The organism is Algoriphagus marincola DSM 16067 (assembly GCF_000429405.1).
GTDB classification, from domain to species: domain Bacteria; phylum Bacteroidota; class Bacteroidia; order Cytophagales; family Cyclobacteriaceae; genus Algoriphagus; species Algoriphagus marincola.
Genome location: NZ_AUBU01000010.1, coordinates 156,691 through 180,117, shown reverse-complemented (window position 1 = coordinate 180,117; position 23,427 = coordinate 156,691). Strand labels below are relative to the sequence as shown.

The window sequence follows — 23,427 nt, the reverse complement described above, 5'->3', positions numbered from 1 at the left end:
GTGTTAGTAATAAAATTGAACTTCTTTAATCACGCAAACTGAGATAATTTGTTCTGATTTGCATGTTAGCGATTAATTTGGGTCATAAATTGGAATTAGCAAAAGGAGCCTTGATAAATTATCGGCTAGAATATCTATCTTGAGCTATGGATTGGGGGAATATTATTTACATCATTGCGATTATCATCTACTTTATTTACCAAGCTACCAGTGGTAAAAAGAAGGGGAAAAATCCAGAAATTCCTGATAATCAATCTCCTGAAGATCAAGAAAAGCCGGTTACTTTTGAGGATTTGCTAAAAGAAATCCGGGATATTCAGGAAGGTAAACCCAAGGAAGAAGCCAGGCCAAAGCCCAAACCTCAAACCCCACCAAAAAGGAGAGAATCCTTTGAGCCCATCAAGGCTGAAAAAGTTCCTACTTCTTCCTACAAACCTCTTGAAGAGCAGGACGATGAAATACAATATTACAAGGGAGCTTTCGAAAAACTTGACCCAAAATCAGTCAAAACTTCTGAAGGAATACCTGAAATTCCTTCCTCTTCCAGTGATGAACGCTTCATTAAATACAGAAGCCAAAAAAAGGCCAATCCTTATTCGAAGTTGGTAAAAAACAAAGATTCTTTAAAGAACGCCATTGTCCTCAAAGAGATCCTTGATAGGAGGCATTTTTAGGCTGCAACAAACATTTTAAATCCACAAAGGCTTTTGTTCTCGTATATCCAACGAAACATTAGCTATCATGAAAACAATTCAAGTAAAATCGGGGAATCTGACTAATTCCCGCAGAGCTTTTCTGGAAAAATCCGGATCTGTGCTCGCTATGTCTGTTTTTGGACTTTCATTTTTCACAAGTTGCTCAGATGAGGAAGATGCCACTCCTCAGGCTCCTCCTACAGGCGGAGGAAGCGGAATTACCGTAGCGGGAAATACCATTACCATTGATCTAAATCAGCAAACAGGGCTTGCCAATAGTGGAGGCTGGTTGCTTATCATCGAAGCTCAAACTCTTGTGGTAAATGTGGGAGGAAGCTATAGTGCTTTGACTTCCGTTTGTACTCATTCTGCCTGTGACAGAAACTGGAGTTACTCAGGCAATCGATTCACTTGCTCTTGCCATGGGTCACAGTTTGACACGGAGGGAAATGTTCTCCAAGGACCTGCCAATCGACCCCTTGAGCGATTTGACACCAGTATCAGCAATGGTATTTTAACCATCACCAAGTGATGAGAAGGCTTATTTTATTCGTATTCTTTTCCGCCTTCAGTTTATTGACCAATGGTCAAAACTTTATCACAGAGGACGGAAAAGCTGTTTTCACTTCCAAAGCCCCTTTGAATGAGTTCGAAGGTGTATCTCAGAAACTTCATGGATTGATCGACCTGGATAAAAACTTGGTGGATTTTTACCTTGATCTGAATACCCTCGATACCGGAATAGGACTACGGGATCGTCACATGCGGGAAAATTATCTTGAGACAGATAAATACCCCTTTGCAGAGTTTACCGGAAAAATGCTAACTGTACCTGACCTAGATTCTGGCGATTGGGTAGCCGTAGAGGTGGAAGGTATTTTCAAAATCCATGGAAAAGAGAAACAAATTCGAATTCCCGGAATGCTGAAAAAAGAGGAGAAAGGCCTTGTGAAATTACAGGCAGACTTCGAATTGCTTTTAGGAGACTTTGATATAGAAATTCCAAAATTGGTCTTTTATGAATTGGCTGAAAAGCAGTTGGTTCATATTGAGGCAGGTCTTAAACTTCAGAACTGATGCAAAAGCTATTTACTTTAATATTGATTGGAAGCTTGATTTCTTTCACCGCAAAGGGACAGTTAGAGCGGAAACTGGTCAATGAAAATCAAGCGGTAGATTTGATTTTTCATGCCCCCAGGCATATCAATTTGCTTACTGTAGAGCCTTTGGACAAAAAGACCATGCACTTCGCCATCATGCATACTTTTGGTACGCTGAATGGTGGTGTCGAGAATCTGTTTGGCTTGGATAATGGTGCAAATATTCAGTTTAGTTTTGAGTTTGCGCTTTCTGAGAAGTTTTCGGCTGGAGTTTCGAGAAGTAGTCGAGACAAGGTTTATCAGGTATTTGGTCGCTACCATTTGCTTGAGCAGCGCTTAAATGAGTCTATGCCGGTAAGTGTCAGTCTTGCAGGTGGAATGGGAGTGAATACCAGTAATTATGATTTTCTCCCAGAAAATTCTCCCAACTTCTCAGAGCGAAGCAATTACTTCGCTCAGGTGATGATTGCCAGAAAGTTTACTGATAGAATCAGCCTGCAAATGAGTCCCATGATGGCTTATTTTGTAGATCCTAGGCCTGTTTATCAAATCGAGGGGACGGAAAATTTCTATCTAGCTATCGGTCTTAGCGGGAAGTTTAAAGTTGGAGAGCGCTCTTCGCTGACTTTGCAATACATCCCAAATTTGAATACAGACCTTCGAAGTAATTTTGGAATAGGTTGGGACGTGGAGGCTGGTGGTCATGTCTTTCAGATGTATTTTGTGACCTCTCAGGCATTAAACGAACCCTATTTGCTAGCCGGAGGCAATGGAGTACCCGGTGAGGAATTTAGACTAGGATTCAATGTAAATCGGGTATTTGCGATTGGTCAGAAGAAGAGATAAAGAGTTGAATTACCTGACTTGTCTTACAAATTAATAAGGAAGACAATTCATTTTAAAGGCCTTTAAAAAGTCTTTATAAATTAGTTTCTCTTTATATAAACTTTGACTTCAACCTGACCATTTACTCGACCTTCCTGCAATTGGTAGGAAGGTACAAGAAGGCTTTCCAATGGTACAATATCTTCCTCCTCTTGAGGATAAGCGTGCTGGTAATAATGGTAGATAAAAACCCGAATTTCTTCCGGAGCGGTTTGTATCAAAGAATCAGCACTTTCTATAGGAATAAGTTTATTATCAGTTAAACCTTGGTCTGGGATGAGGGCTTCTCTACTGAAATACACAAAGTTGTTTACTAGTATAGGTGATTGATTTTCAGTAGATAATAGCTCTATATTTAACTTATAAATTAAATTTGGATATTCCTTTAAGTCTTTTTGATACTGAATGGCTAAGATAGCTGGACCTATGAGGACAAAGCTAAATGCTGCAAGTTGCCAGTTTGGTTTTGGAAGGAAAAGTAGGAAGGCAAGAACCCCTTGAAAAGCCGCAGTTTTCCAGTCATTTTGAAATACACTGATGGTGACGCCTAGAATCATTAAGGACATTATTGTCCATTTCATTTTAGGATTAGTCTTCCAAGCTTTCCAACCACCGCCTATCAAAAATGCCAATATCGGAACAATCACGATCAGGTGACGAGGGTTCAGGTAAATGGGATTGTAGAGTTCGAGCGTAGAACTCATAAACCAAAAACCGATTAAAAGCGACAGAAAAGCCAAAGAAAACTCAAGGTCTATTGGTTTTTTTGTCTTCAAAGCGTTCCAAATTCCAGGAATAGCAAAGACTATCCAAGGCCAATAAATACGTTCTACAAAAGTAGTAATAGGCAAATAGCTCAAGCGTCTCAATATACTTTTCCAACCTTTGTCTGCGTAGGTAAATTCAGAAACGTAATGACCTGCATTGATAGATGTAACCCGGTAGAATGGATCTCCAAACTTCCACCAGAAATAAAACAAATAAAGAAGTATGACGGCTGTGCTCAAAGCAATCAAATAGCCTAGAAAGGAGAAATCCATTTTTTTTGACCTCCAGTCAAAATATAGAATCAGAATTGGAAAAGTTCCCAATAAGATCATGGTTTCTTTGGTTACCATTCCCACAAAAAATCCAACGATGATTCCTAAAGCTGCTAAAAAGGGCTTTTGAAAGCGAAAAGTTGAAGCGAATACGACAAAAGCAACGCAGAGTACCAACAAAGCATCCGGATATACCTTGGTCAAAAAGTGAAGCAAATAAACCTGAGTAAGCATCCAGAAGCTAAATATCAACTTTCCTTCTTTTTCTGGTTGCAGACGAAATAGCAAAAGAAATGTAATCAAGTAGGCTATGAGTGATATTGCCGATGCCCAATGGGGATTCATCCCAAACCAATGCACAATTAAACCTGCAGGTATGTAAGCGCCCCAGCGACTAGAAAAGTGATAATCGTTTGTGCCCATATTTCCCTCCCAAAAATCTCTCCCCGCGAGTAGGTAATACACATCATCGCTGAAAGTAATCCCGTCAAAACCAAAAAGCCAGTAGCCAAAAAGAAAGATCAATCCTCCCCATAAAACAATAGAGGACCAATTCTTAGCAAATACTTCGCTTTCATTCATCTGCATACTTTCAAAATTAGGCGATTTCAATTCTCCTTTAGGAAAGTGGAAATATTTTATTTCGGATATACGGAATTATGCCAGCAGCTTCATTTTCCTTGCTAATCCAGAGGGATTCGACTCAGCGGACAGGTGTCAGGCCCTCCTCGGCAGGCAAGTGTCCGATGAGGGATACCTGCATAAATCGATCATTTTCGCAGATTTTTAGCCCTTCAATTTTCTATTGGTAAGAAAGCCTATATAATTTATTCATGACAATTACTGACAAAAAAGTTAAAGTTTACTTTCAAAGTGATAGTTTAGGGTCCTTTTTTAATTCAAAAAGAATCGAATATGGCAGCATCAGGAAAAGTAGAGCAGCAAAAAATTCTCCGTGTTTTCAAATTGATCAATCTTCTTAGAGGGAATATTGGGAAGCCGGTACATCGATTGGCAGAACTGTTAGAAACTGATGTCCGGACAATCTACCGATATTTTAAACTCCTAGAATCCTTGGGTTTTAAGGTGGAAAAGGAATTTAGCAAGTACAAATTAGCGGAGTATCCCGGTAGCATGGATACGATGAATTTTTCCACTTTCTCAGCTGAAGAAAGCCAATGGCTAAGAGAAATCATTGAAAGCAAGGGCAAGAAAAACCTACTTCGTGATTCGGTTTTGCAAAAGCTTCAGCTTCGATCAGAGCTACGGGAGAGTACTGAGGAGCTATTTCGTGCAAACTTGGGTCGAATTATCGACGAAATTGGAAAGGGAATTCAGGAAGAGCGACAAATTTGGCTACGTGACTACTATTCCTTGCACAGTGATTCTGTCAGTGACCGCCTGGTGGAGCCAGTAGCATTTTCAAAGAATTACGAATTCATCCATGCTTTTGAACCTGAGAGTTCTTCGATGAAGGTTTTCAAAATCGAGCGGATTGGTGAAGTTTTATTGTCAAATGAAGCATGGAAAAATAAAAGGAAACATGAAATTCCGGAGGAATCTTTTTTTGGATATACTGGAAAAAAGCGTTTTCATGTCAGGCTTCGGATGAGTAAAAAGGCCTACCAACTTATGCTCGAAGAATATCCAAATGCCCGACCATCGCTGAAAACTGAAAATCGTAATCAGTTTATTTTCGAAGGTAATGTGCCTCAGCTTCCTGGATTGGGACGATTTATTCTGGGATTGCCCGGCGAAATAAAAGTGGAGGAAGGTGATGAGATGAAGGAATACCTATCAGCTCAAATTCTCCGCGCTAATTATTTTTAGAAATAGCTTTGTAATTTTTTATCGGAAAACGTAAATTCCTGATAGTCAAAACCAAAACCTTTTTAAAATGAAAAAAACCATGAAGTATTTTTCAGGGCTTTTATTTTTAGCCCTGATCATTCAGTCCTGTTCTCAGGAAGAATCGCCACAGGTCTCCCCAAGTTCGGAGTTATCCCAAAGTCAAGAAGTCATCCCTCAAACTCAGATCAATGAGTTGATTTTTAAATCCCTTCAGGAAACCGGGGATTTCAAATGGGAAGAGCAAAGTGATTTGCTGATTTGGTCCGCTATGATGCATGCAGATTCTATCTTGACGATAGGATATAAGCCAAGCATGGAGAGCCAGCCTAATTCAAGAATTGGTCTCGAGAAAGTTACCGATCCTCAATGGCAAGCTGCCGCTCAGAAAATTGTTCAAACAATTGAGGAGACGCTTGATCGTAATCAAAGCCCCAAATATCGATTAGCGGATGAAAATGCTTTGATCCATCCAGACCTGCCGTTCTTGGAGGTGAAATTTACGGATTTAGCTATGATTCAGACGCTTCGAAGTATGGGAGAAGTCCGATACATAGAGCCTAGATCGTATGAATTCGATTATACCTTACTTCAGGGAGGCGATCCAGATGCGCGTATCCTAAGCGACGCAGGCTGCGAAAATAGCCCGGGAAATGTTCCTACTTCGGATTTTACAATAATTAGCCCATCAGCCAAGTCTTCTTGGAATTATGAAGACATGGGAATTGATCAAGCTTGGGCTCAAAGTACAGGAGCAGGTATCACAGTTGGCGTAATTGATACCGGGCTTTCCCCGGACCAACCGATGTTAAACGGATTATTCAATTCGGGGGAATCATCCGGAAGACAAGTACTTCGCTTTGGTACACATAAGACCGGTTGGTGGTTTTGGAAGCGATATGATGGACCAGATGATCAATGTGGTCATGGTACGGCCATGTCAGGTGTGATTGCATCACCCCGAAATACAGTAGGAAATGCTGTAGGAGTAGCTTATAACAGTAATTTGATATCAGTAAGAGGTACCTCGGATGTAATTGTCAATTCCGGAAATGAAAAAGACGGCGTTGCAGAGGCTTTGGTGCTATTAGGCAATCGATCTGATGTGCGAATTATTTCCATGTCCATTGGTGATGTTTTTTCAAATTCTAAAGTGGCTGATGCTGTTCGGTACGCATACAATCGAGGTAAATTGATTTTTGCGGCAGCTGGAACTTCTACCAGTTTCACCAACTGGGTAGGAGTGATTTTCCCGGCTAATATGCCTGAGACAGTTGCCGTAACCGGTGTAAAAGAAGGAAGCGGCTATCAGCGTTGTGATACTTGCCACTCAGGCTCTCAGGTTGAGTTTACCGTGGTGATGGAACGATCAGGCAGCAATAATAAGCCATTGACCACAGCCAACTTTGGAAATGATCCAGCGACTGTCGGAGGCTCATCAGTAGCTACTGCCACGACCTCCGGTATTGCAGCTTTGGTTTGGTCAAAAAATCCAAATTGGACTAGAGATCAAGTACTTCAGCGGATGCGTGAGAGTTCAGACTTATTTCCAAATAAAAGTTCTCAGTACGGCTACGGAAATTTGAATGCTGCTGCAGCCGTGAGTGGAGTGTATTAGGTTTTAGATTATTCTTATTGTAGATATACGGAATCATGCCAGGTCCTCATTTTCTTTGTTAATCTGGACAGATGTCAGGCCCGCCACGGCGGGCAAGTGTCCGGTGAGGGATGCCTGCATAAATCGATCATTTTGGCAGGATTTAAGCCTTTCAATTTCTAAACTGGTATGAAAGTGCATCTACAAAATCTCTAAAATCAAAGAATCCCTGGCTGAAAAGCCAGGGATTCTTATTTTTTAATTATTTGAAGGCTTAGTATCAGAGCATTTCAGCTAGATTCTCAATTTTGCTTGCAAGATCTAGGATAGCTGCAGCATATCGTTCATCCCATTCATCGAGTTTTTCGGTTCTGTTGATTGCGACTTCGTACTGAATTCCGGGCAAAATCCAGGAAGCATAGCCTGAGAATGGGTCATTGCACACATAAAGCGATTTGTACCAATCTCCGTAATACATCCCCTGTGGGTCGATCCAACTCTTCTCCAAACCAATCAAGCCCTGATTGATTTGAATCTGCTTTTCTTCATCAATGGAGCCCTGATCCATGGCTTCATTTAGTTTTTGCTGATAGTCAGCAGAGCTTCTTTCCAGTCTTACCAATGCCTCTCTCACAAGTTTAAAATCTTCAAACCCCGGAGCAATTTCTTTCACATTTTTCACGGCCTGATCAAAATGTCCTTTCAAATCTTGAGCATAACGTGGCACATCGTAAGGGATAACATTTGCATTGGCCATTCGAAGCGTCACCAATCCGAAAAGTTGTGCGACAGCACCACCCATTTTGAATGTAGGATCTACAAATTTGCTGTAGTAATTGAAGTTGTCATAGTTTGAGTGATAAGCAGTCACTCCTCCGGTACCACCACTAAGGCTAGGAATCCCTACATGCATGTAGAAACCAATGTGATCCGATCCGCCTCCAAGGTTCCGAATGCTTGGCTCTGGATTATTTCCAGCCCAGATTTCAAAGACCGTTTTGGTTGAGTCTGGATACGTGATTTCTTTAGAAGCATCGATGATTAGCTTCTTGAGGGTAGGGGCAGCAGCAGCACCAAAATTTCTTCCTGAAACGCCACCATCAAAATTCATGTAGGTAATGGCTTTCGCAGAAAGTTCGTCACGAAGTTGCTCCACCCATTCAGTCGAGCCCAGAATTCCTTGTTCTTCCGCATCCCAATGCCCAATCATAATTGACCTATCTGGACGCATTCCTTTTTTGGCAAGTTCACCCAAAGCTTCAGCTAAGGTCAGAAGCATAGCAGTACCTGAGTTTGGATCTGTAGCACCAAAGCTCCAGGCATCAAAGTGGGAACCTAGAATGATCCACTCATCAGGGTATTTTGCTCCCTTGAAGGTTCCGATCACATTATTGACTCGTACAAAATCTACGGGTTGGTCTACCATCACTCGGACTTTCAAGTCAGCGCCTCCCTCGATTTTATAATCAAAAGGCAGTGCTCCTTGCCATTCCTCAGGAACAGGCTGACCTTTCATTCTAGATAAAATTTCCTCCGCAGCTCCGTATCCAATAGGAGTGACAGGAATCGTATGAAAAGCTACATCCTTCGGGTCTAATCGGTCTACTTGGACAGGCCCATCCAAAGGAAGTGCTGGTTCATAAGGTGTTAATGGATCTCCAGTCCAGTCCAGAGTAAGCATGGAGCCACGCTGAATGGTAGTTTCATTGTAATAAGGTCCATTCGGGTAAACTTCTCCTTTTGTGAATCCATTGTCGATAGGGTCCGTGTAGACGATAAGTCCTATTGCGCCTGCCTGCTCGGCAAATTTTGCCTTAAATCCTCTAAAGTTTCCTCCGTAGCGAGCTATGACAACCTTTCCAGTCAAGTCTATTCCCATCTCTTCCAAATCTTGGAAATCCTCTCTTCTTCCATAATTAACATAGACAACTTCGGCTGTCACATCTCCACTTCCTGAATAGGCATTGAATCCTAGGTGAAGACGATCGTCTTTGGTGAAAGGGTCTTCGTCGAGGACTTTCTCTTGTTGAGAAAGCTTCATTTGTACCGGTGATACGATTTCCAATTCTGATTTACCGGGATCATTGGGTAAGTAGACATCGTATGGATAAAGCTGCACATCCATTCCCGCTTCTTCCATGATTTTTTTCATGTATTGCTGTACGAGCTCATTTTCTGCTGTGCCGGCGATGTGGGGATTTTTGGTGAGTTCCTGGTGGTGAACTTTGAATCGGCTAAAGTCGACTGATTTCAAAAACTCTTGTTCGACACGCAGTCTTTCGGCTTGATTTTTTTCAAAAAAGCCATCCTGCGCAAAGGCAGCGCAGACTGTCATGGCCGTCAAAGCCAAGGATACAGTACTTGTTTTAAATGATAACTTCATAATTAATTAGGTTGGATAATTTCAGAGACGGAAAGCACCCCGTCAGATTTTTGGTTGACAATTCGCTTGGTTCTTAAATAACGATTGAGTTCATATTCATCATAATTGGGACTCGCTGGATCAAAACTTGAAATTCGTACACGCCCTCTGGAATGGATAAATTCATTGTTTCCAATCCACATACCTACATGCACAACTCGTTCTTTTCGATCATCGGTAGCTTTCTCTCCAAAAAACAGAAGATCGCCTACTTGAAGGTTTCCCCAGTTTTTTTCTGTGTCCACCTCTTCCCCTTCATTGATTTGTTGGGAGGCATCTCTAGGAATCACCTGTCCGTTGAGGTAAAAAATGGTTTTGGTAAAACCACTGCAATCCACTCCTTTGATAGAGGTGCCACCCCAGAGATAGGGCACGCCAAGCATAGATTTAGCTGTTGAAATCAAATTGTCGACTGATGTCTCTCTGCTACTGATCCACTCTTCCCATTGCATTAGCTGTGCGGATTCTACCCAGCCCTCGCGACCATCCGGAAGCTGTACTTTTACCCAGTTTCCATCGCTAGTTAAGCCTGTCAAAAAATCTCCTGCAACCAGATCAGAAACCATTTCTTTTTGGTCTTTTCCAGTCCAGACATGACCTGTAAGAGGGGTGAAAACTACCTTTGGAGCTTCATACCATTTTTCTAATTCTGCCTCGGTCATTAATTGTATGCCAGCCTGATCTACCCAGGAAATGTACTGATCCGGCGTTTGCACCATGTACCAACTGCCATCGCCTTTAAGCACCGTAAGGGGAGTACCCATGAGAGCTTGGGTGGCTAGTTCAGCGGAATGTTTCGGTTGGCTTCGAATATTGGCTACTGAGATAGTCACTACGGCCTTGGTTTTACCTTCCAGCTCTGAATCGGGCAAGCGCTTCACAGCATCTGTAAACTGAATTCCTTGCTCTTTTAGCTCAGAGACAAGTTTATCCAAAGCGGTCAAACGATCTGTTTCTCCTTTTAAGGAATCATTTTCAAAACTTAGATTCCAAAGGGCAACCCGCTTGTCAGGGGCTGTGGAAGACCGGTAGTTTTCAATTAGTTGATTGACTGATTGATTATCATCAGATAAAGCGCATGATGCCAGGTAAAAAACAAATAAAGCAGGCCATGCCGATAGTATTTTCTTCATAGCTTTAAATATAATACAAAAGAAAACCACAAGGACTCCTTTATCAAGAGGAGCCTTGTGGTTTCTGATAGTGTGGGGTTGAATTAATTCGCGTTCAGGTCAGGAGATCGCTCAAGAAATTCCTGGTATAATCTGATATGTCTATTGCTAAGTGGAATGCGATAACCATTGATGAAAACATGCATGATTTGAGATCGTGTTTCGAATGGATCCTCAGTTGCCACGATAAGGTTGGCAACCTTTCCTGCTTCAATAGATCCTAATTGATCGCCTAAACCAAAAATCTCTGCTGGATTGATGGTCACTGCTTTCCATGCTTCTTCTTTTCCCATGCCATAGGCAGCTGCAAAAGCAGCGTGGAAAGGAAGATTTCTGACATTCTCAGTTTCATTAGTTCTGAGTGCCACTTTTACTCCAGCTTTGGCAAGTTTGCCGGCATTGGTATATGCTGCATCATATCGGTCAGATTGACGAGAAGGAAGATCCTGAACTGGACCTGTGATAACAGGTATACCTGCTTCAGCAATCTCATCAGCAACTCTCCAACCTTCTTTTACACCTGAGAAAATAACACGGATATCCATGTCCTTCACCCATTTGATGGCGTTTTGAATATCAGATGCGGCGTTGACTTCGATCATTAGCGGAAGTTCTTTAGAAATCACCTTTGCTAATTGCTCGATTTCTGGGTAGTACTCAAGTTCTGCACCTTTGTTGCTCAACTCATGATACTGCGTGGCTTTTTCCATTAGCTCATTGGCTTCTTTCAAAGCTTTCTCATTATCCTTTTTGATGTCATCATCCGATCTACGATCAAATCGACCTCTTCTCGCTGAGCTTGGGAAATTCATAGCTACTGCCTTAAATCCAGCATACATTTGATCAGGAGTATAACCTACCAAATTGATTAGTGCAGCTGTTCCAGGGAATAGTCCACCACTAGGCTTTGCAATTACGGTAGTAACCCCAGAAACTCGTGTAACCGGGATGGCTTCAGAGTTTGGATTGACAGCTGTAAGTGCTTGCATATTCGGCGTTACATTTCCGATCTCTTGATAATCGACTGTTTCAGCTACTGAACTTACCTCAGCTAGACCTAGTGTCGTGCCACTATCGATCATTCCAGGGTAGATCACCATTCCACTACAGTCAATTACCTCAGCTCCATCTGCTGAAACATTGGAGCCAACTTGTATGATTTTCCCATTTTCTATCAAAACAGAAGCTCCAGAGAGTACACCTTTGGTGATGGTGTGAACGGTTGCATTTTGCAAAAGAAATTTTCCTGTACGGGGTTTAATAAATTCCCCGTCAATTTGCGCCATTGCCATCATTGGCAGTAGGGCAATCAGGAAGGTCAGAAAGGTTTTATTTATTCTTTTCATGTCTTCGATGTTGAGGGGATTATTGATTCATTTGAAATAAGGCACTTGCAGTCTCAAAAAGGTGCTCAGTGTCCTGCATACAACGGTGATTGTGCTCAGTAAGTAGAATTGGCTCTACGGTCTCAATAGGGCTTACTTGCTGGCGCTGATCATCTTGATCCTCATTGATATCAAAGTACTTGATTCCATCCACAAAGGTCATTTGAGGAATAGCATATGATGATAGTGGATGACCTTCGAAAATTGCCACATCTCCGTGCTTTCCTTCTTCGAGTGATCCTACCTTATCATCAATTCCCAACTGACGGGCAGGATTGATAGTGATCATTGACAAAGCCTCATCATCGGATAAGTTTCCATATCGTTGAGTTTTAGCCGCTTCGTGGTACAAATGACGGATCAATTCAGCAGAGTCAGAATTGATTGAAGTGATTGCACCGTTTCTATGCAAAATAGCTGCATTGAAAGCTGTTGAGTAGTAAACCTCAAATTTATATGCCCACCAGTCAGCAAATACTGAAGCACCCATGGTATACTCAGCAATCTCAGGAGCAACCTTGAATCCCTCATTGGTATGTTGGAACACCAGTTTATCAATTCCGAAATCTCTTGCCACATTGATGAGCATGTAGATTTCATCAGCTCGATAGGAGTGACAGTGAATGATGATTTTACCATCTAGGATATCTACTAATGTCTGTAGTCGCTCATTGTATTCAGGAGCTACAGCAGTACTTCCTTTTTGACTTTTAGCTTTATTGAAATCTTCCCAAGCTTTTTTATACTGAAGTGCTTCATTGAAACCATTTCTCAAGATAGCTTCCACACCCATCCGGCTTCTTGGCTGGATTCCATTTCCTCTACCGTGTACTCTTGTTGGGTTTTCTCCCAAAGCAAACTTGATCGTACGAGGTGCATCCTGCATAATGATATCTTCGGGGTTGCTTGATCCCCATCTGTGCTTTAGTGTGGCGTTTTGACCACCGACTACGTTTGCCGAGCCGTGCATAGCATGTGAAATAGTCACGCCACCTGCCAAGGCTCTGTAGATTCCGATTTCGTAAGGATTAACCACATCTTTCATTCTGACCTCAGCTACAATAGGGGCAGTGGCCTCATTGACTACATCCAATGCCACGTGTGAGTGAGCATCGATGATACCCGGCATTACATATTTGCCGGTAGCATCTACTGTGGTTACCCCGGAAGGAGCATTTAGATCTTTCCCGATTTTCTTGATTACGCCATCCTGAATTAGGACATCGGTATTTTCATAAGTTCCATTTGTGACGGTCAGTACCGTCCCATTTTTAATTAACACGCTCCCTTTGGGAGTTTGTGCCCAAGAAAATGACAAGCATAGACTCAGACAAAGTGCGAGTAGTATATTGATTTTCTTCATTTCCTTAGTTGTTTGAAATAAAATTTGGATTACGGGTTGCAGAGATTGGGAAAGAACCAAACTGTGCGATGTTCATAGATCCGTCCATTGTGTTGCCAGAGATTTCTCCAGAAACACTTACAGAAATAGCCATTCCACCTGCGGAGACATCAAAAGAGAAGCTCAACTGTGAACCTGAAACACTTACATCAGAAATGGGAGAGTTAGCGGTTCCATTTCCTGAAGGATCGTCATAAGTAATGGTTCCTGAATAATCATTTCCATCTTTTTCGATAGTAAGCTTTCCGCCAGAGCTTCCTGCAGGAGTTTCGGAGGTGTAGTCCCAAGTTCCAGCGACTTCTACAGTTGCTTCCCCGTTACCATTCTTCTTCTTGGTTTTAATTTCGTAATCGAAAATGCTTCCATCTGCGACTACATGCTTTATCTGAGAATCTTCACTGAAAATTGGACCGGTGGTGATTACCAGATTGGCAAGTTTTCCTTGCTCCACCGTTCCAGCGATTCGATTCATTCCAATCATACTAGCAGCGTTGGTAGTCAAAGCAGCCATAGCCGCTGACTCAGTAAGTCCTGCTTCGATCATTGCACGAAGAGACTTTATCGCATCACTTGGCTTAGCATCAATTGTAGAAAATGCGAATGCTACGCCAGCCTCAGCTAATTTGCCTGCTTGGGCAATGGTGCGATCGTATGATTCTTTTACTCGGTAATATTGAGCTTGAACCGCCTCATCTACATCGTCTTTTTGATTTTTGATGGCTTTGTCGTCAGGTATTTCCAGCTTTAGAATGACTCCTGCCCCACTAGACTTTAGTAGGTCAATTACTTCATCATATTGCTCAAGGCCATAAATCACCAATTTGAAACCAAGTTCTTTCTGAAGGCTGATAGCTCTGCGAACTTCTAAATCATTTTCAACTTCGAAAAAAACAGGAATCTGACCATTGACTACCTCGGTCATTGCCGAATAAGTCTGGTTGATTTCAGGACGGGTCACTCCGGAGTTTGAAGTAAAGGTTGCAATTCGGTCCTGAGTTAGATCGGTGTTTTTGTACACATCTCTAAATTTAGCCATGACGCCTACGGTCGTACCAGGATACATTCCCCTAGATCCATTCAAGCTTGCGGCAAGTGCTGTATTTGACTTGATTAGATTAGTAGAACCTTTGGTTCCGAGCACCATGATAGCACCTTTTCCCGCGATCATTCCTCCATCAGGAAGTACATGTGCCATAGTGAAACCAGCTTTTCTCAGATCATCTACCTGTGAAGAGCTGATGTCAAATTGATCCGTAGCAGATCTCCAAGGGGTGATACCTGCGATCTCATCTGGTGGGTTTGACGATACAAAATCGCTCGGCCTTTCTGGATCTTCCGGCTTTGTGATGCCAGCTTGAGAAGCAGCATCGATGAATCCTGGATAGATATAAAGCGAGTCACCTGCAATTACTTTTGCAACTGCAGGAATAGTGACTCCAGATCCTACACTGATAATTACACCGTCTTTGACAACGATGGTAGCTTTTTGTCCTTCACTTCCGGGGGAAGCATAGACTGTGGCATTGGTGAATGCATAGGTTTGGGTGATAGGTTTCTGACCGGTGGGATCACTTTGTGCGAACAAAGCCCCACTGCCGAAAAGCCCCCATGCGCACAGACCCAAGAGGCCGGATTTCCAAAGTGGTTTTTTCATGTGTTAATAATTTGTTTTTCGAAGGTCACATGGAATCTCGCACATTTAAACAATCATCTTAGAGTGAGTTGCCCGCATGTTGCTCGATTTCATGTGTGTGTGTTAATTTGATTGATTAAATCCAACTAGGATTTCTAGGAATTGACAAGTAAAAGCGCCTGAATGTTTGGAGTTTTTACTTATGTGCAAAATACCTGTTTGATTGATGGTTTATTTAAATGGTAAGCTAATAAAAGGAATTAGGGAATCCCGCTAGATTTTTTTTTGGTGGCAATTTTTTTGATCAATGGCAATTAACTGCTTTTTGTAGCAGCTATTTTGTTCTTTTATGATTGCTATAAAAAATCCTGTCTATCTGCACGGATTATAATTATTGGTATTTCCATTAAGTCATTATCTTTATTGGTCAAATGACCCAAAAAATGAAGAAAATCCTGATTATAGAGGATGATTTATTGATCAGTAGTCTTGTTGATTTCCGACTTAAAAAGGAAGGTTATATTACTAAGTTAGTTGTAGATGGGAATGAAGGAGTGGAAGCTATTCAGGAATTCATACCCGATCTGATAATTACTGATGTAATGATGCCTTTCAAAAGCGGGATTGAGCTGATCCACTACGCAAAAAAAGAATTTCCTGATATACCCATCATTGTTTTGAGTTCATTAGGAGAAGAGGAGGGAGTTGTTTTGGAGGCTTTTCATCTTGGGGTAAGTGACTTTATTCCTAAGCCATTCAATCCCAATGAATTAGCTCTTCGTGTCAAGCGCGTACTAAATTAGCATGCTTAAAAAAATACCAGCACTACTTGCTCTGATCTTATTCTTTCAGATAGCTTCAGCTCAATCCTTGGATACTCTTTTTCAAAGTAAAGAGGATTTATTGCTTGATTTGAGTAAGCAAAAAGAAGTCAATTCGCTTGAATTTCAGTTTTTTTTACCTGATAGTATCCTTAGTCAAAAGTGGATTGATAGCTCGGATTTAAATCTGCAAGCGGTTAATGGGGGTTTTCTTACAAAAACCTTTGAGGACTGGTCTAAGTATGATTCCCTTCAAAGCGTATTTTCACAAGCTAATTCCATTTTTTTACTATACGGCGAACCCACAAACTATGAGGGGGTCATTTCCTACCTGAATACACTTTACGCAACTGGTGATTTTTTACCGGTAAGCTTCCAAGAGCAATCAAATGAGTCTCTAATTCTGGCTGCCGTCAAAAGTATATATGAACCTTATGATACACTTTCATCTTGGTTAGTATTTGATTGGAAATTGATCTGGGTTCTCGTGATTCTATCCTTATTCTTGATTTTAGCTTTGGGACTTATTTTGGCTTTGGTCATTTTCAAAGCCCGTAGAAATCAGCGGGAGGAACTTCGAAAAGCTTATGACAAGGACATTATTGATCCTTTGACCACCATACTTTTTACCAATAGTCTGGAGGAATTAAAAGAAATGAAACCGGAAGAACTCAAGGAGATTTTTCCGGCCCAACTCTTTCCAAAGCCTTTATTCAAGGAAGTGTTGATAGAACGAATCATCGGGCTAAATAAAAAAATGAAAGGGGAGTTTAAGGGGAAATTGAAAGAACTCTACAAAAAACTGGATCTAATTAAAATCACTGAGAAAAACTTGAAGAGTAAAAAATGGTCCTATGTCACCACAGGGCTAGTACAGGTGAATGAAATGGATCTCTCAGAACTTTTGCCAGAGGTAAAAAAGCACACCAATTCAAATAACTTTCATGTTCGTAGTAGTGCAGGAGCCACACTTCTCAACTTATCTCAGGAAGCTGACCTATCATTCTTAAAAAACCAAGACTATCCGCTTTCGGATTGGCAGCAAATGAATTACCTGCGAATCATCAAGTATGTACACCCAACCAAAAAACTGATGATACATGAACTTTTCCAATCGCCGAATGAAAGTGTTCGGATTTTTGCCATCAAGCTTGTAGCCTTTTTGGGAAGGTTTGATTTGATCGAACAAATAAAAATATTGGTTCCAAGTGCCCAAAGGAATGAGAAAATAGAAATCCTTCAAACCTACTTGACATTGGGTGCACACATGGAGTCTGAATTTATCAACGCAAATATTACCTCAGAAGACGAGGATGTTCAGAAAATGGCCATTAAAGTCGCTGGTAAAATAGGTGATGAAGCCTCCGAAAAGATTTTGTTTCAGCTTTTGGAGGAGACATCTGATAGGGGAATAAGACTTCTAATCTTAGAAAGCCTTAAGGAATTGAATGAAGTTGCTTTTGAAAGTTATATTCAAGAGCACTCAAACCCGGAAAACCTTCAAATGAGAGAACAGCTTGTAGACCCCTTATTACAAAATGTATAATTTTCTATTCTACCTTTTGATTGATGTTTTTGGGGTCATTTTTATGATTCTCAGTTTTTCTGTGGTCACACTCTACCTGCTGATCATGATCCTAAGCGCATTGGAAATGCGAGATTTTCGTAGGAAAAATCGATTTGCAGATTATCAGGATATTATCACGAGCCCCATAGCCCCCGGAGTTTCAATTTTGGCTCCTGCTTTTAACGAAGAATCGAATATTGTACAGAACGTTAAAAGCCTATTGGCTCTTCATTATGGGAAGTTTGAAGTCGTGATTATCAATGACGGTTCAAAGGACCAAACACTCAATCGTCTCATTGAGGCTTTTGAATTGAAAAAGACCTCTTTCTTTTATCAATCGCAGATAGAAACTGCTCCTGTAAGAGGTGTATATCGCTCTGAAAATAAATCCTTTAGAAGGCTTTGGGTAATTGATAAGGAGAATGGCGGGAAGGCGGATGCTTTAAATGCCGGAATCAATATTTCTACTATGGAAATACTGGCTTGCATTGATGTGGATTGCATTTTGGCAAGTGATTCTATTACCCGCATGGTACGACCATTTATGGAGGAAACTAATAAAAAGGTAGTAGCAGTAGGAGGAGCGATTGGAATTGCCAACAACTGTGATGTCAAAGATGGAACGGTAACCAAGTATCGGGTACCAAAATCGAGAATCGGTAAGTTTCAAGTGGTAGAGTACTGTAGGGCTTTTTTGATGGGTAGGATGGCCTGGTCCCGGATCAATGGTCTGATGCTGATTTCGGGAGCCTTTGGCTTTTTCAAAAAAGACCTTGTGATGGCAGTGGGAGGATATTTTCCAAAGACTGTTGGTGAAGATATGGAGCTCGTTGTCCGTTTGCGACGCTACCTAGAAGAGCGTGATATTCCTTATCGGGTGGCTTTTGTTCCTGATCCTCTTTGCTGGACAGAAGTGCCTGAGGATGAAAAAGTCTTGGGCCGACAGCGAAACAGGTGGATGCGTGGGACGATTGAAACCCTGCAGCTTCATAATAAAGTTGGATATAATTCTCGTTTTCGGGTTTTAGGCTTAGTTTCCTATCCCTTTTGGTCTATTTTCGAAAAAATGGGGCCGATTTTAGAAATATCTGGTTTGATCTACACCCTTATCCTCTTGTTGATAGGTGATTTTTCAGCTGTATATTTCTTCTCCTTAATATTAATGATCTATTTTCTTTCCTTGCTTGTCTCTGCATTTAGCATTCTTTATGAGCAGATCGCTTACAACAATTACAAGGATAAAAATGACCTAAGAAGTCTGATCAGGACCATTTTGCTCGAGCCACTTTTTATTCATCCAAAGGTGGTCTTATGGGGATTGAAAGGTCATATAGACTTCATTGCCGGCCGGGGAGGCTGGGGTAAGATGATTCGGGCAGGATTTAAAACTGCCGAGGACCGTAAAAACCTTGACACCCAATCCACTACATCATGAGAAAAGCTGCACTTTTTCTTTCCTTCTTCTTAGCGACTCAATGGCTTGTGGCACAACAAAGTCAGAATCCTGATCAACTCCTCTTGGATGCGCGCGAATTAATTTTTGATGGAAAATATCAAGAGGGTAGAAAAATTGCCTTCCGGGCACTTGAGATTTCTCCCACCTACGCGGATATATTGATTTTGGTGGGCAGGAGTTATGCTTGGGAAGGAAAAAATGATTCTGCAAGTATTTACCTTGAGCGAGCAATCACCGCTTCTCCCAAATATGCTGATGGGTATTCGGCCTTTCTAGATAATCTTAGCTGGGCTGGAGATTATCAAAAAGCTGGTGAGATTTTGAAAAGGGCGGAAAGTAATCTTGGTGATCCTTTGCCAGATGCCGTCGCCTACCGAAAATCAAGGCTTTTATATTATGAGGAAGAATACAATGAAGCCTATGATATTGCCCAGGCTTTGTTTGATAAGGGATATAAGCAGGATGGAATACTGGGTTATTTACAAAACCTTCAACGTTTGAGACGAAATTCAGCTATTGGTGCCACCTATGACTATGATACTTTTTTTGGAGATATCAGCCCATGGCATACTTGGTCGGTCTATGGCCGGGCGCAAACCAAGTTAACGGGTTCTTTGATTGCCCGAGTCACGCAAAGCCATCGGTTTGATGGATTTGGTACCCAATATGAGTTGGATGCTTATCCCTCTCTTGGAGAAAATTCTTATGCTTATCTAAATATTGGTGGCTCAGGAGCTGGATTTTTCCCAAAATTGAGATTAGGAGCTTCTGTCTTTTTCAACCTTCCAAAAGCCTGGGAAATTGAGGGGGGGTATCGATACCTCGGCTTCACCGAAGTGACCCATATTGCTACCGCTTCCATTGGGAAGTATGTGGGTAATTGGTGGTTGAACTTTAGGGCAAATGTCATTCCTAGCGGTAATAATAACGGTGTGAGTACTTCCGGTAATTTTCAGGCCAGGTATTACTTCAAGACTGCTGAGGACTTTTTTAGTGTTCAACTCAGTTCGGGCGTTTCTCCTGATGAAGAAAATAGGGATCAATCCCAACTTCTTAATTCCTACCGAATTCGGCTTGGCTACCAACAACTCATTTCTCCAAGGTTTATGATTTTTGGGTTTACAGGGTATAGTCGTGATGAGTTGTCTGCAGACCGGTTTCGAAATAATTTGAACCTATCTATTGGTAGTGAATACCGCTTCTAAGCTAAATCTATGAAAGAGGAACTTAAACTTTATTTCAGGAGGCTTTCTTTCCTTTTTTTGCTTTTGGTCGTATTTCCAGGCCTGAGCTTTGGTGTATGGTGGCTGAAGGCAGATAAGAAAGCATCAATTTTGATCTTGGATAAGACAGTCCCTAATAAGGATTACAGAGAGCATTTGGGTATTTTTTGGGCGATGGAATATGAGAAGTTTGTCAATCCCGAGACGGGTGAATTGTATAAGCTTGATAAGGACTATTTTGGATATTTCCCTTCAGACCAAGAAGACGGGAAGTATGGTTTTGTCAAGGACTTTTCGGATTACTCCGAATCTGAGCTGGATCAATTGGCAGAGTCAAGTGATATCATTTATTACGCAGATACATACGGGGTTTACAGGAATGATTTTGAGAATGAGGAAGATGCAGACGAACCCAGTAACAAGATCTATGGAGGATTGAATAGTAAGGAAGTCAAGTTGATAGAATTAGCTCAAGAAAAGGAGAAAACAGTATTGTTGGAGTATAATTCCATGGCTTCACCTACTGCTAAGGGGCTTCGGTCACAGATGGAAAATAGCATTGGTGTTCGATGGACGGGTTGGGTAGCGCGATATTTCGATGAGCTAGACACAGCCATAAATAAAGGTCTACCGGATTGGCTCATTTCCAATTATTTGGATCAACACGAGCAATCATGGCCCCATCAAGGTCCAGGTTTGGTTTTTGTAAATGAAAGTGGACAGATTGAAGTCTTTGAAGATCAGAAAGACTATCAAAATACCATCCCATATATCCGGACTCCAGGAAGGAATAAAGCGAACTTCAGATTGCCTGAGATTGTGCCTTATCCAGATTGGTTTGATGTGGTTTTGGTGCAGCGGGAGTTTCAGGTGATATCTTATTACGATATCGAGCCCACCAATGAAGGTTTGGAAAGGCTCCGTGCTATGGGGCTCCCTAGGTTCTTTCCAGCAGTGGTCTTTCGACCTAATGGAAAGGGGCGTTCTTATTACATTGCAGGGGATTTTGCAGATGCGAAGCTCAACCTTGGGTCAGCCAAATTTGCAGGACTTCCTACCCTTTGGAGGGGATTTTATAGTGTTGCAAATCATCGAGATCGCCATGGATTTTTTTGGAACTATTATCAGCCACTGATCAGTCAGATTTTCTCAGAGGCACATCGGTCAAAATAGTTTTATTGAGGGGGAAGCAGTCTCCTCGTTTGGACCATGTAACTGTTCTTGTTTTTAAATTCCTCAAATTCACCAATCATCCGATTTAGATCATTGGGGCTCGTGATTGGGTCAATGTTCAAGCCTCGAGAAATCTGAAATATTTGTCCATCTGAAAGGAAAATGTCCCCATGTATGTAATCGATTAATTGATTTTTATTCCTCATCAGCGGCATGGCGATTCTAGACTGAAACGTCTGAGCAGTGTCAAGGACCTGACCCTGCCAGGTCACCACTTCTGGAAGTTGGATATCTATTTGTGCTTCCAAAAATGAAAGAATCGATGGGGTAATTTCATAATGACTACTGACTCCCTCAAAATACTCGGATCTTTTTATGAGCGGAGAATAGATAATCAAAGGCACATGGAATCGGTCTATTCTAGACGACATCGGAACTTCAGGCAATCGATGGTCTCCTGTAATGATAAAAATGCTGTTTTGAAACTCTGGTCGCTTTTGATATTCATCGAAAAACTCACGAACCGCATCATCAGCATACAATACGGTCATATAGATATCTCGGTAGCTTCGATAATCTGCTTTTTGACCTTCACTGAGATTTAAATAATTGCTGAGATGATTTTCGAATTTCTGGATATATTTTTCTCGCTCCGGTACAAGATAGGGATCATGCGAAGTTTGGGTCTGAAACACTAAGACTTGAGGAGATTCTAAGCTTCTTGGGAGTTTTTCCAGTCCATTTTTGAATAGCTCCTTATCTGCATAGCCCCATGAAAAATTACCGGTGGAAGGAGACTTGGAATATTTAGGATCAAATAATCTTTCATCTACAAATTGAACGGGCCGTTGATATTCAATAAAGCTTCCTACATGGTCGAAATTTTTATCCGCACCGATAAAATAGCGTGTTTCGTAGCCGTTTTTCCTTAAGATGCTAAGGAGCGTTTCATGGTAAGGGAACTCCTGATATAATTCCAAGAAACCCTTCTCTCCAAAAGGAAGCCCGCCAAAGACTCCCGGCTGTAGGCCGAATGTTCGCCCAGTAGAGGACAAGGCATGCATCCATACCAAGCTATGTTGTTCCAAACTGTCCAGAAATGGGGTGAAACTCCCCAAATAAGCATCCTTTCCTGAATAGGCTTTACCAAAGCTTTCTAGAAAAATAAATACCAAATTTGGGGCCTGCTCCAAGGAATCGAAGAAAGGACTCAGCACATCCGGATAGTCGGCTTTGTGAGCAAAAGGGTAGGTATCGTCGACAAACTCCTTTTCGACAATAAGATCTTCAGTACCGGATCTCAGGTAAAAATCAAAATAATATTCGCCCCCATACATCAAGTAGTCAAAGCTCTCTTCTGTCAGGTATCTGGACTTGTTGCGAGTGACATTAGTTTCGACCTCTGTCGCCGAATCATCTACTAAATCAGGCAAAAGAATCACTGTAACTACTGATAAAATAAATATGCCCGTGAGAAATAACATGGCTTTCAGCGGAAATCGGAAAAATCTAGTACCCAGATGCATCAGAAAACCCACCATAACAAATGAGAAAAGAAGCATGGACACACTGAAAAAATTAAGTTGCCCTGAAGCTTGAATAGTCAAGAGTAAGTCCTCGGTACTATAGGCGAATAAATCTTTTCCTAAAGGCAGAAGCGTTTTGAAAAAATAAAAAACCAATGCAGCCTGTACAAGTACCAAAATGGTCAGAAATAAAAGGAGCAGCCATTTGGCTAGTGGGCTAGAAATCAAAACCACAACCAGATAGCAGGTAAATAAAAGTCCTAATAAATAAGCCAACCAAGTCAAATCTTGAATAAAAATGTCTTTCAGGATGTCTCCGACCGCGAAAGGAAGCACGTGATTTGAAAAAACTAGGTAAAGCTCCAACGCTCTCAGCAATATCATCAAGAATATGAATATCAAAGACATACCCCAGAAATTCTGCAGAATTACATTGATTCTACCTGGTAGTGTAGATCGGATGGCTGCTTTTTTTGACATTG

Annotated in this window: 18 protein-coding genes; 11 read left to right on the top strand and 7 right to left on the bottom strand. The window is 41.4% G+C overall.

The genetic code is table 11. The annotated features are described in order from the left end of the window. Positions 1-146: 146 nt before the first annotated feature. The 4 genes from G457_RS0111350 to G457_RS0111335 all read left to right on the top strand — a co-directional run bounded on the left by G457_RS0111350 (position 147) and on the right by G457_RS0111335 (position 2,641). Positions 147-674, top strand: coding sequence for a hypothetical protein (locus tag G457_RS0111350; protein WP_026946594.1), 528 nt, complete (start codon positions 147-149; stop codon positions 672-674). A 67-nt stretch (positions 675-741) separates the two neighbouring features. After that, the gene (locus G457_RS0111345; protein ID WP_026946593.1) at positions 742-1,227 is read left to right on the top strand and encodes a QcrA and Rieske domain-containing protein; all 486 of its coding nucleotides are present in this window, start codon (positions 742-744) and stop codon (positions 1,225-1,227) included. Further along, entirely contained in the window at positions 1,227-1,772 is a 546-nt protein-coding gene (locus G457_RS0111340) for a YceI family protein (RefSeq protein WP_026946592.1), read from the top strand. The genes G457_RS0111345 and G457_RS0111340 overlap by 1 nt, the downstream gene beginning before the upstream one ends. Further along, on the top strand, positions 1,772-2,641 hold the full coding sequence (locus tag G457_RS0111335) for a DUF5777 family beta-barrel protein (protein WP_026946591.1): 870 nt from the start codon (positions 1,772-1,774) through the stop codon (positions 2,639-2,641). The genes G457_RS0111340 and G457_RS0111335 overlap by 1 nt, the downstream gene beginning before the upstream one ends. 80 nt (positions 2,642-2,721) lie before the next feature. On the opposite strand, the gene G457_RS0111330 is transcribed toward G457_RS0111335, so the two are convergent. Further along, positions 2,722-4,302 (bottom strand): ArnT family glycosyltransferase, encoded by a 1,581-nt coding sequence (locus tag G457_RS0111330; RefSeq protein WP_155847134.1) that lies wholly within the window; start codon positions 4,300-4,302, stop codon positions 2,722-2,724. 333 nt (positions 4,303-4,635) lie between these two features. Here G457_RS0111330 and G457_RS0111325 point away from each other — a divergent pair, with 333 nt between their 5' ends. Beyond that, entirely contained in the window at positions 4,636-5,550 is a 915-nt protein-coding gene (locus tag G457_RS0111325) for a helix-turn-helix transcriptional regulator (RefSeq protein ID WP_026946589.1), read from the top strand. 67 nt (positions 5,551-5,617) lie between these two features. Continuing rightward, positions 5,618-7,186: a S8 family peptidase gene (locus G457_RS0111320; RefSeq protein ID WP_026946588.1), complete on the top strand. Its 1,569-nt coding sequence runs from the start codon at positions 5,618-5,620 to the stop codon at positions 7,184-7,186. A gap of 259 nt (positions 7,187-7,445) precedes the next feature. Here the strand turns inward: G457_RS0111320 and G457_RS0111310 are convergent, their stop codons facing one another. The 5 genes from G457_RS0111310 to G457_RS0111290 form a co-directional block, all read right to left on the bottom strand. Continuing rightward, the gene (locus tag G457_RS0111310) at positions 7,446-9,548 is read right to left on the bottom strand and encodes a M28 family peptidase (RefSeq protein ID WP_035483692.1); all 2,103 of its coding nucleotides are present in this window, start codon (positions 9,546-9,548) and stop codon (positions 7,446-7,448) included. A 2-nt stretch (positions 9,549-9,550) separates the two neighbouring features. Next, positions 9,551-10,720, bottom strand: coding sequence for a C40 family peptidase (locus G457_RS0111305; protein WP_026946586.1), 1,170 nt, complete (start codon positions 10,718-10,720; stop codon positions 9,551-9,553). A gap of 83 nt (positions 10,721-10,803) precedes the next feature. Further along, a complete protein-coding gene (locus G457_RS0111300) occupies positions 10,804-12,105 on the bottom strand; it encodes an amidohydrolase family protein (protein WP_026946585.1) in 1,302 nt (433 codons plus the stop codon). A 19-nt stretch (positions 12,106-12,124) separates the two neighbouring features. Then, positions 12,125-13,507: an amidohydrolase family protein gene (locus tag G457_RS0111295; RefSeq protein WP_026946584.1), complete on the bottom strand. Its 1,383-nt coding sequence runs from the start codon at positions 13,505-13,507 to the stop codon at positions 12,125-12,127. A 4-nt stretch (positions 13,508-13,511) separates the two neighbouring features. Continuing rightward, positions 13,512-15,200 carry an amidohydrolase family protein gene (locus G457_RS0111290; protein WP_051260794.1) on the bottom strand — a complete coding sequence of 563 codons (1,689 nt, stop codon included), beginning with the start codon at positions 15,198-15,200 and terminating at the stop codon, positions 13,512-13,514. A gap of 422 nt (positions 15,201-15,622) precedes the next feature. On the opposite strand from G457_RS0111290, the gene G457_RS0111285 reads away from it, so the two are divergent. Genes G457_RS0111285 through G457_RS21365 form a run of 5 tightly spaced genes read left to right on the top strand, consistent with a single transcriptional unit; the run spans position 15,623 to position 21,419 of the window. After that, positions 15,623-15,982, top strand: coding sequence for a response regulator transcription factor (locus G457_RS0111285; RefSeq protein ID WP_024282681.1), 360 nt, complete (start codon positions 15,623-15,625; stop codon positions 15,980-15,982). Position 15,983: 1 nt separating this feature from the next. Beyond that, positions 15,984-17,546, top strand: a complete 1,563-nt coding sequence (locus G457_RS0111280) for a HEAT repeat domain-containing protein (protein WP_026946582.1) — start codon at positions 15,984-15,986, stop codon at positions 17,544-17,546. After that, positions 17,539-19,002, top strand: coding sequence for a glycosyltransferase family 2 protein (locus tag G457_RS0111275; protein ID WP_026946581.1), 1,464 nt, complete (start codon positions 17,539-17,541; stop codon positions 19,000-19,002). Before G457_RS0111280 ends, G457_RS0111275 begins: the two co-directional genes overlap by 8 nt. Further along, a complete protein-coding gene (locus G457_RS0111270) occupies positions 18,999-20,228 on the top strand; it encodes a YaiO family outer membrane beta-barrel protein (protein WP_026946580.1) in 1,230 nt (409 codons plus the stop codon). Before G457_RS0111275 ends, G457_RS0111270 begins: the two co-directional genes overlap by 4 nt. A gap of 9 nt (positions 20,229-20,237) precedes the next feature. Further along, a complete protein-coding gene (locus tag G457_RS21365) occupies positions 20,238-21,419 on the top strand; it encodes a hypothetical protein (RefSeq protein WP_051260793.1) in 1,182 nt (393 codons plus the stop codon). 2 nt (positions 21,420-21,421) lie between these two features. Here G457_RS21365 and G457_RS0111260 read toward each other — a convergent pair whose 3' ends face one another. Continuing rightward, a complete protein-coding gene (locus tag G457_RS0111260; protein ID WP_026946579.1) occupies positions 21,422-23,425 on the bottom strand; it encodes an LTA synthase family protein in 2,004 nt (667 codons plus the stop codon). Between the last annotated feature and the right edge of the window lie 2 nt (positions 23,426-23,427).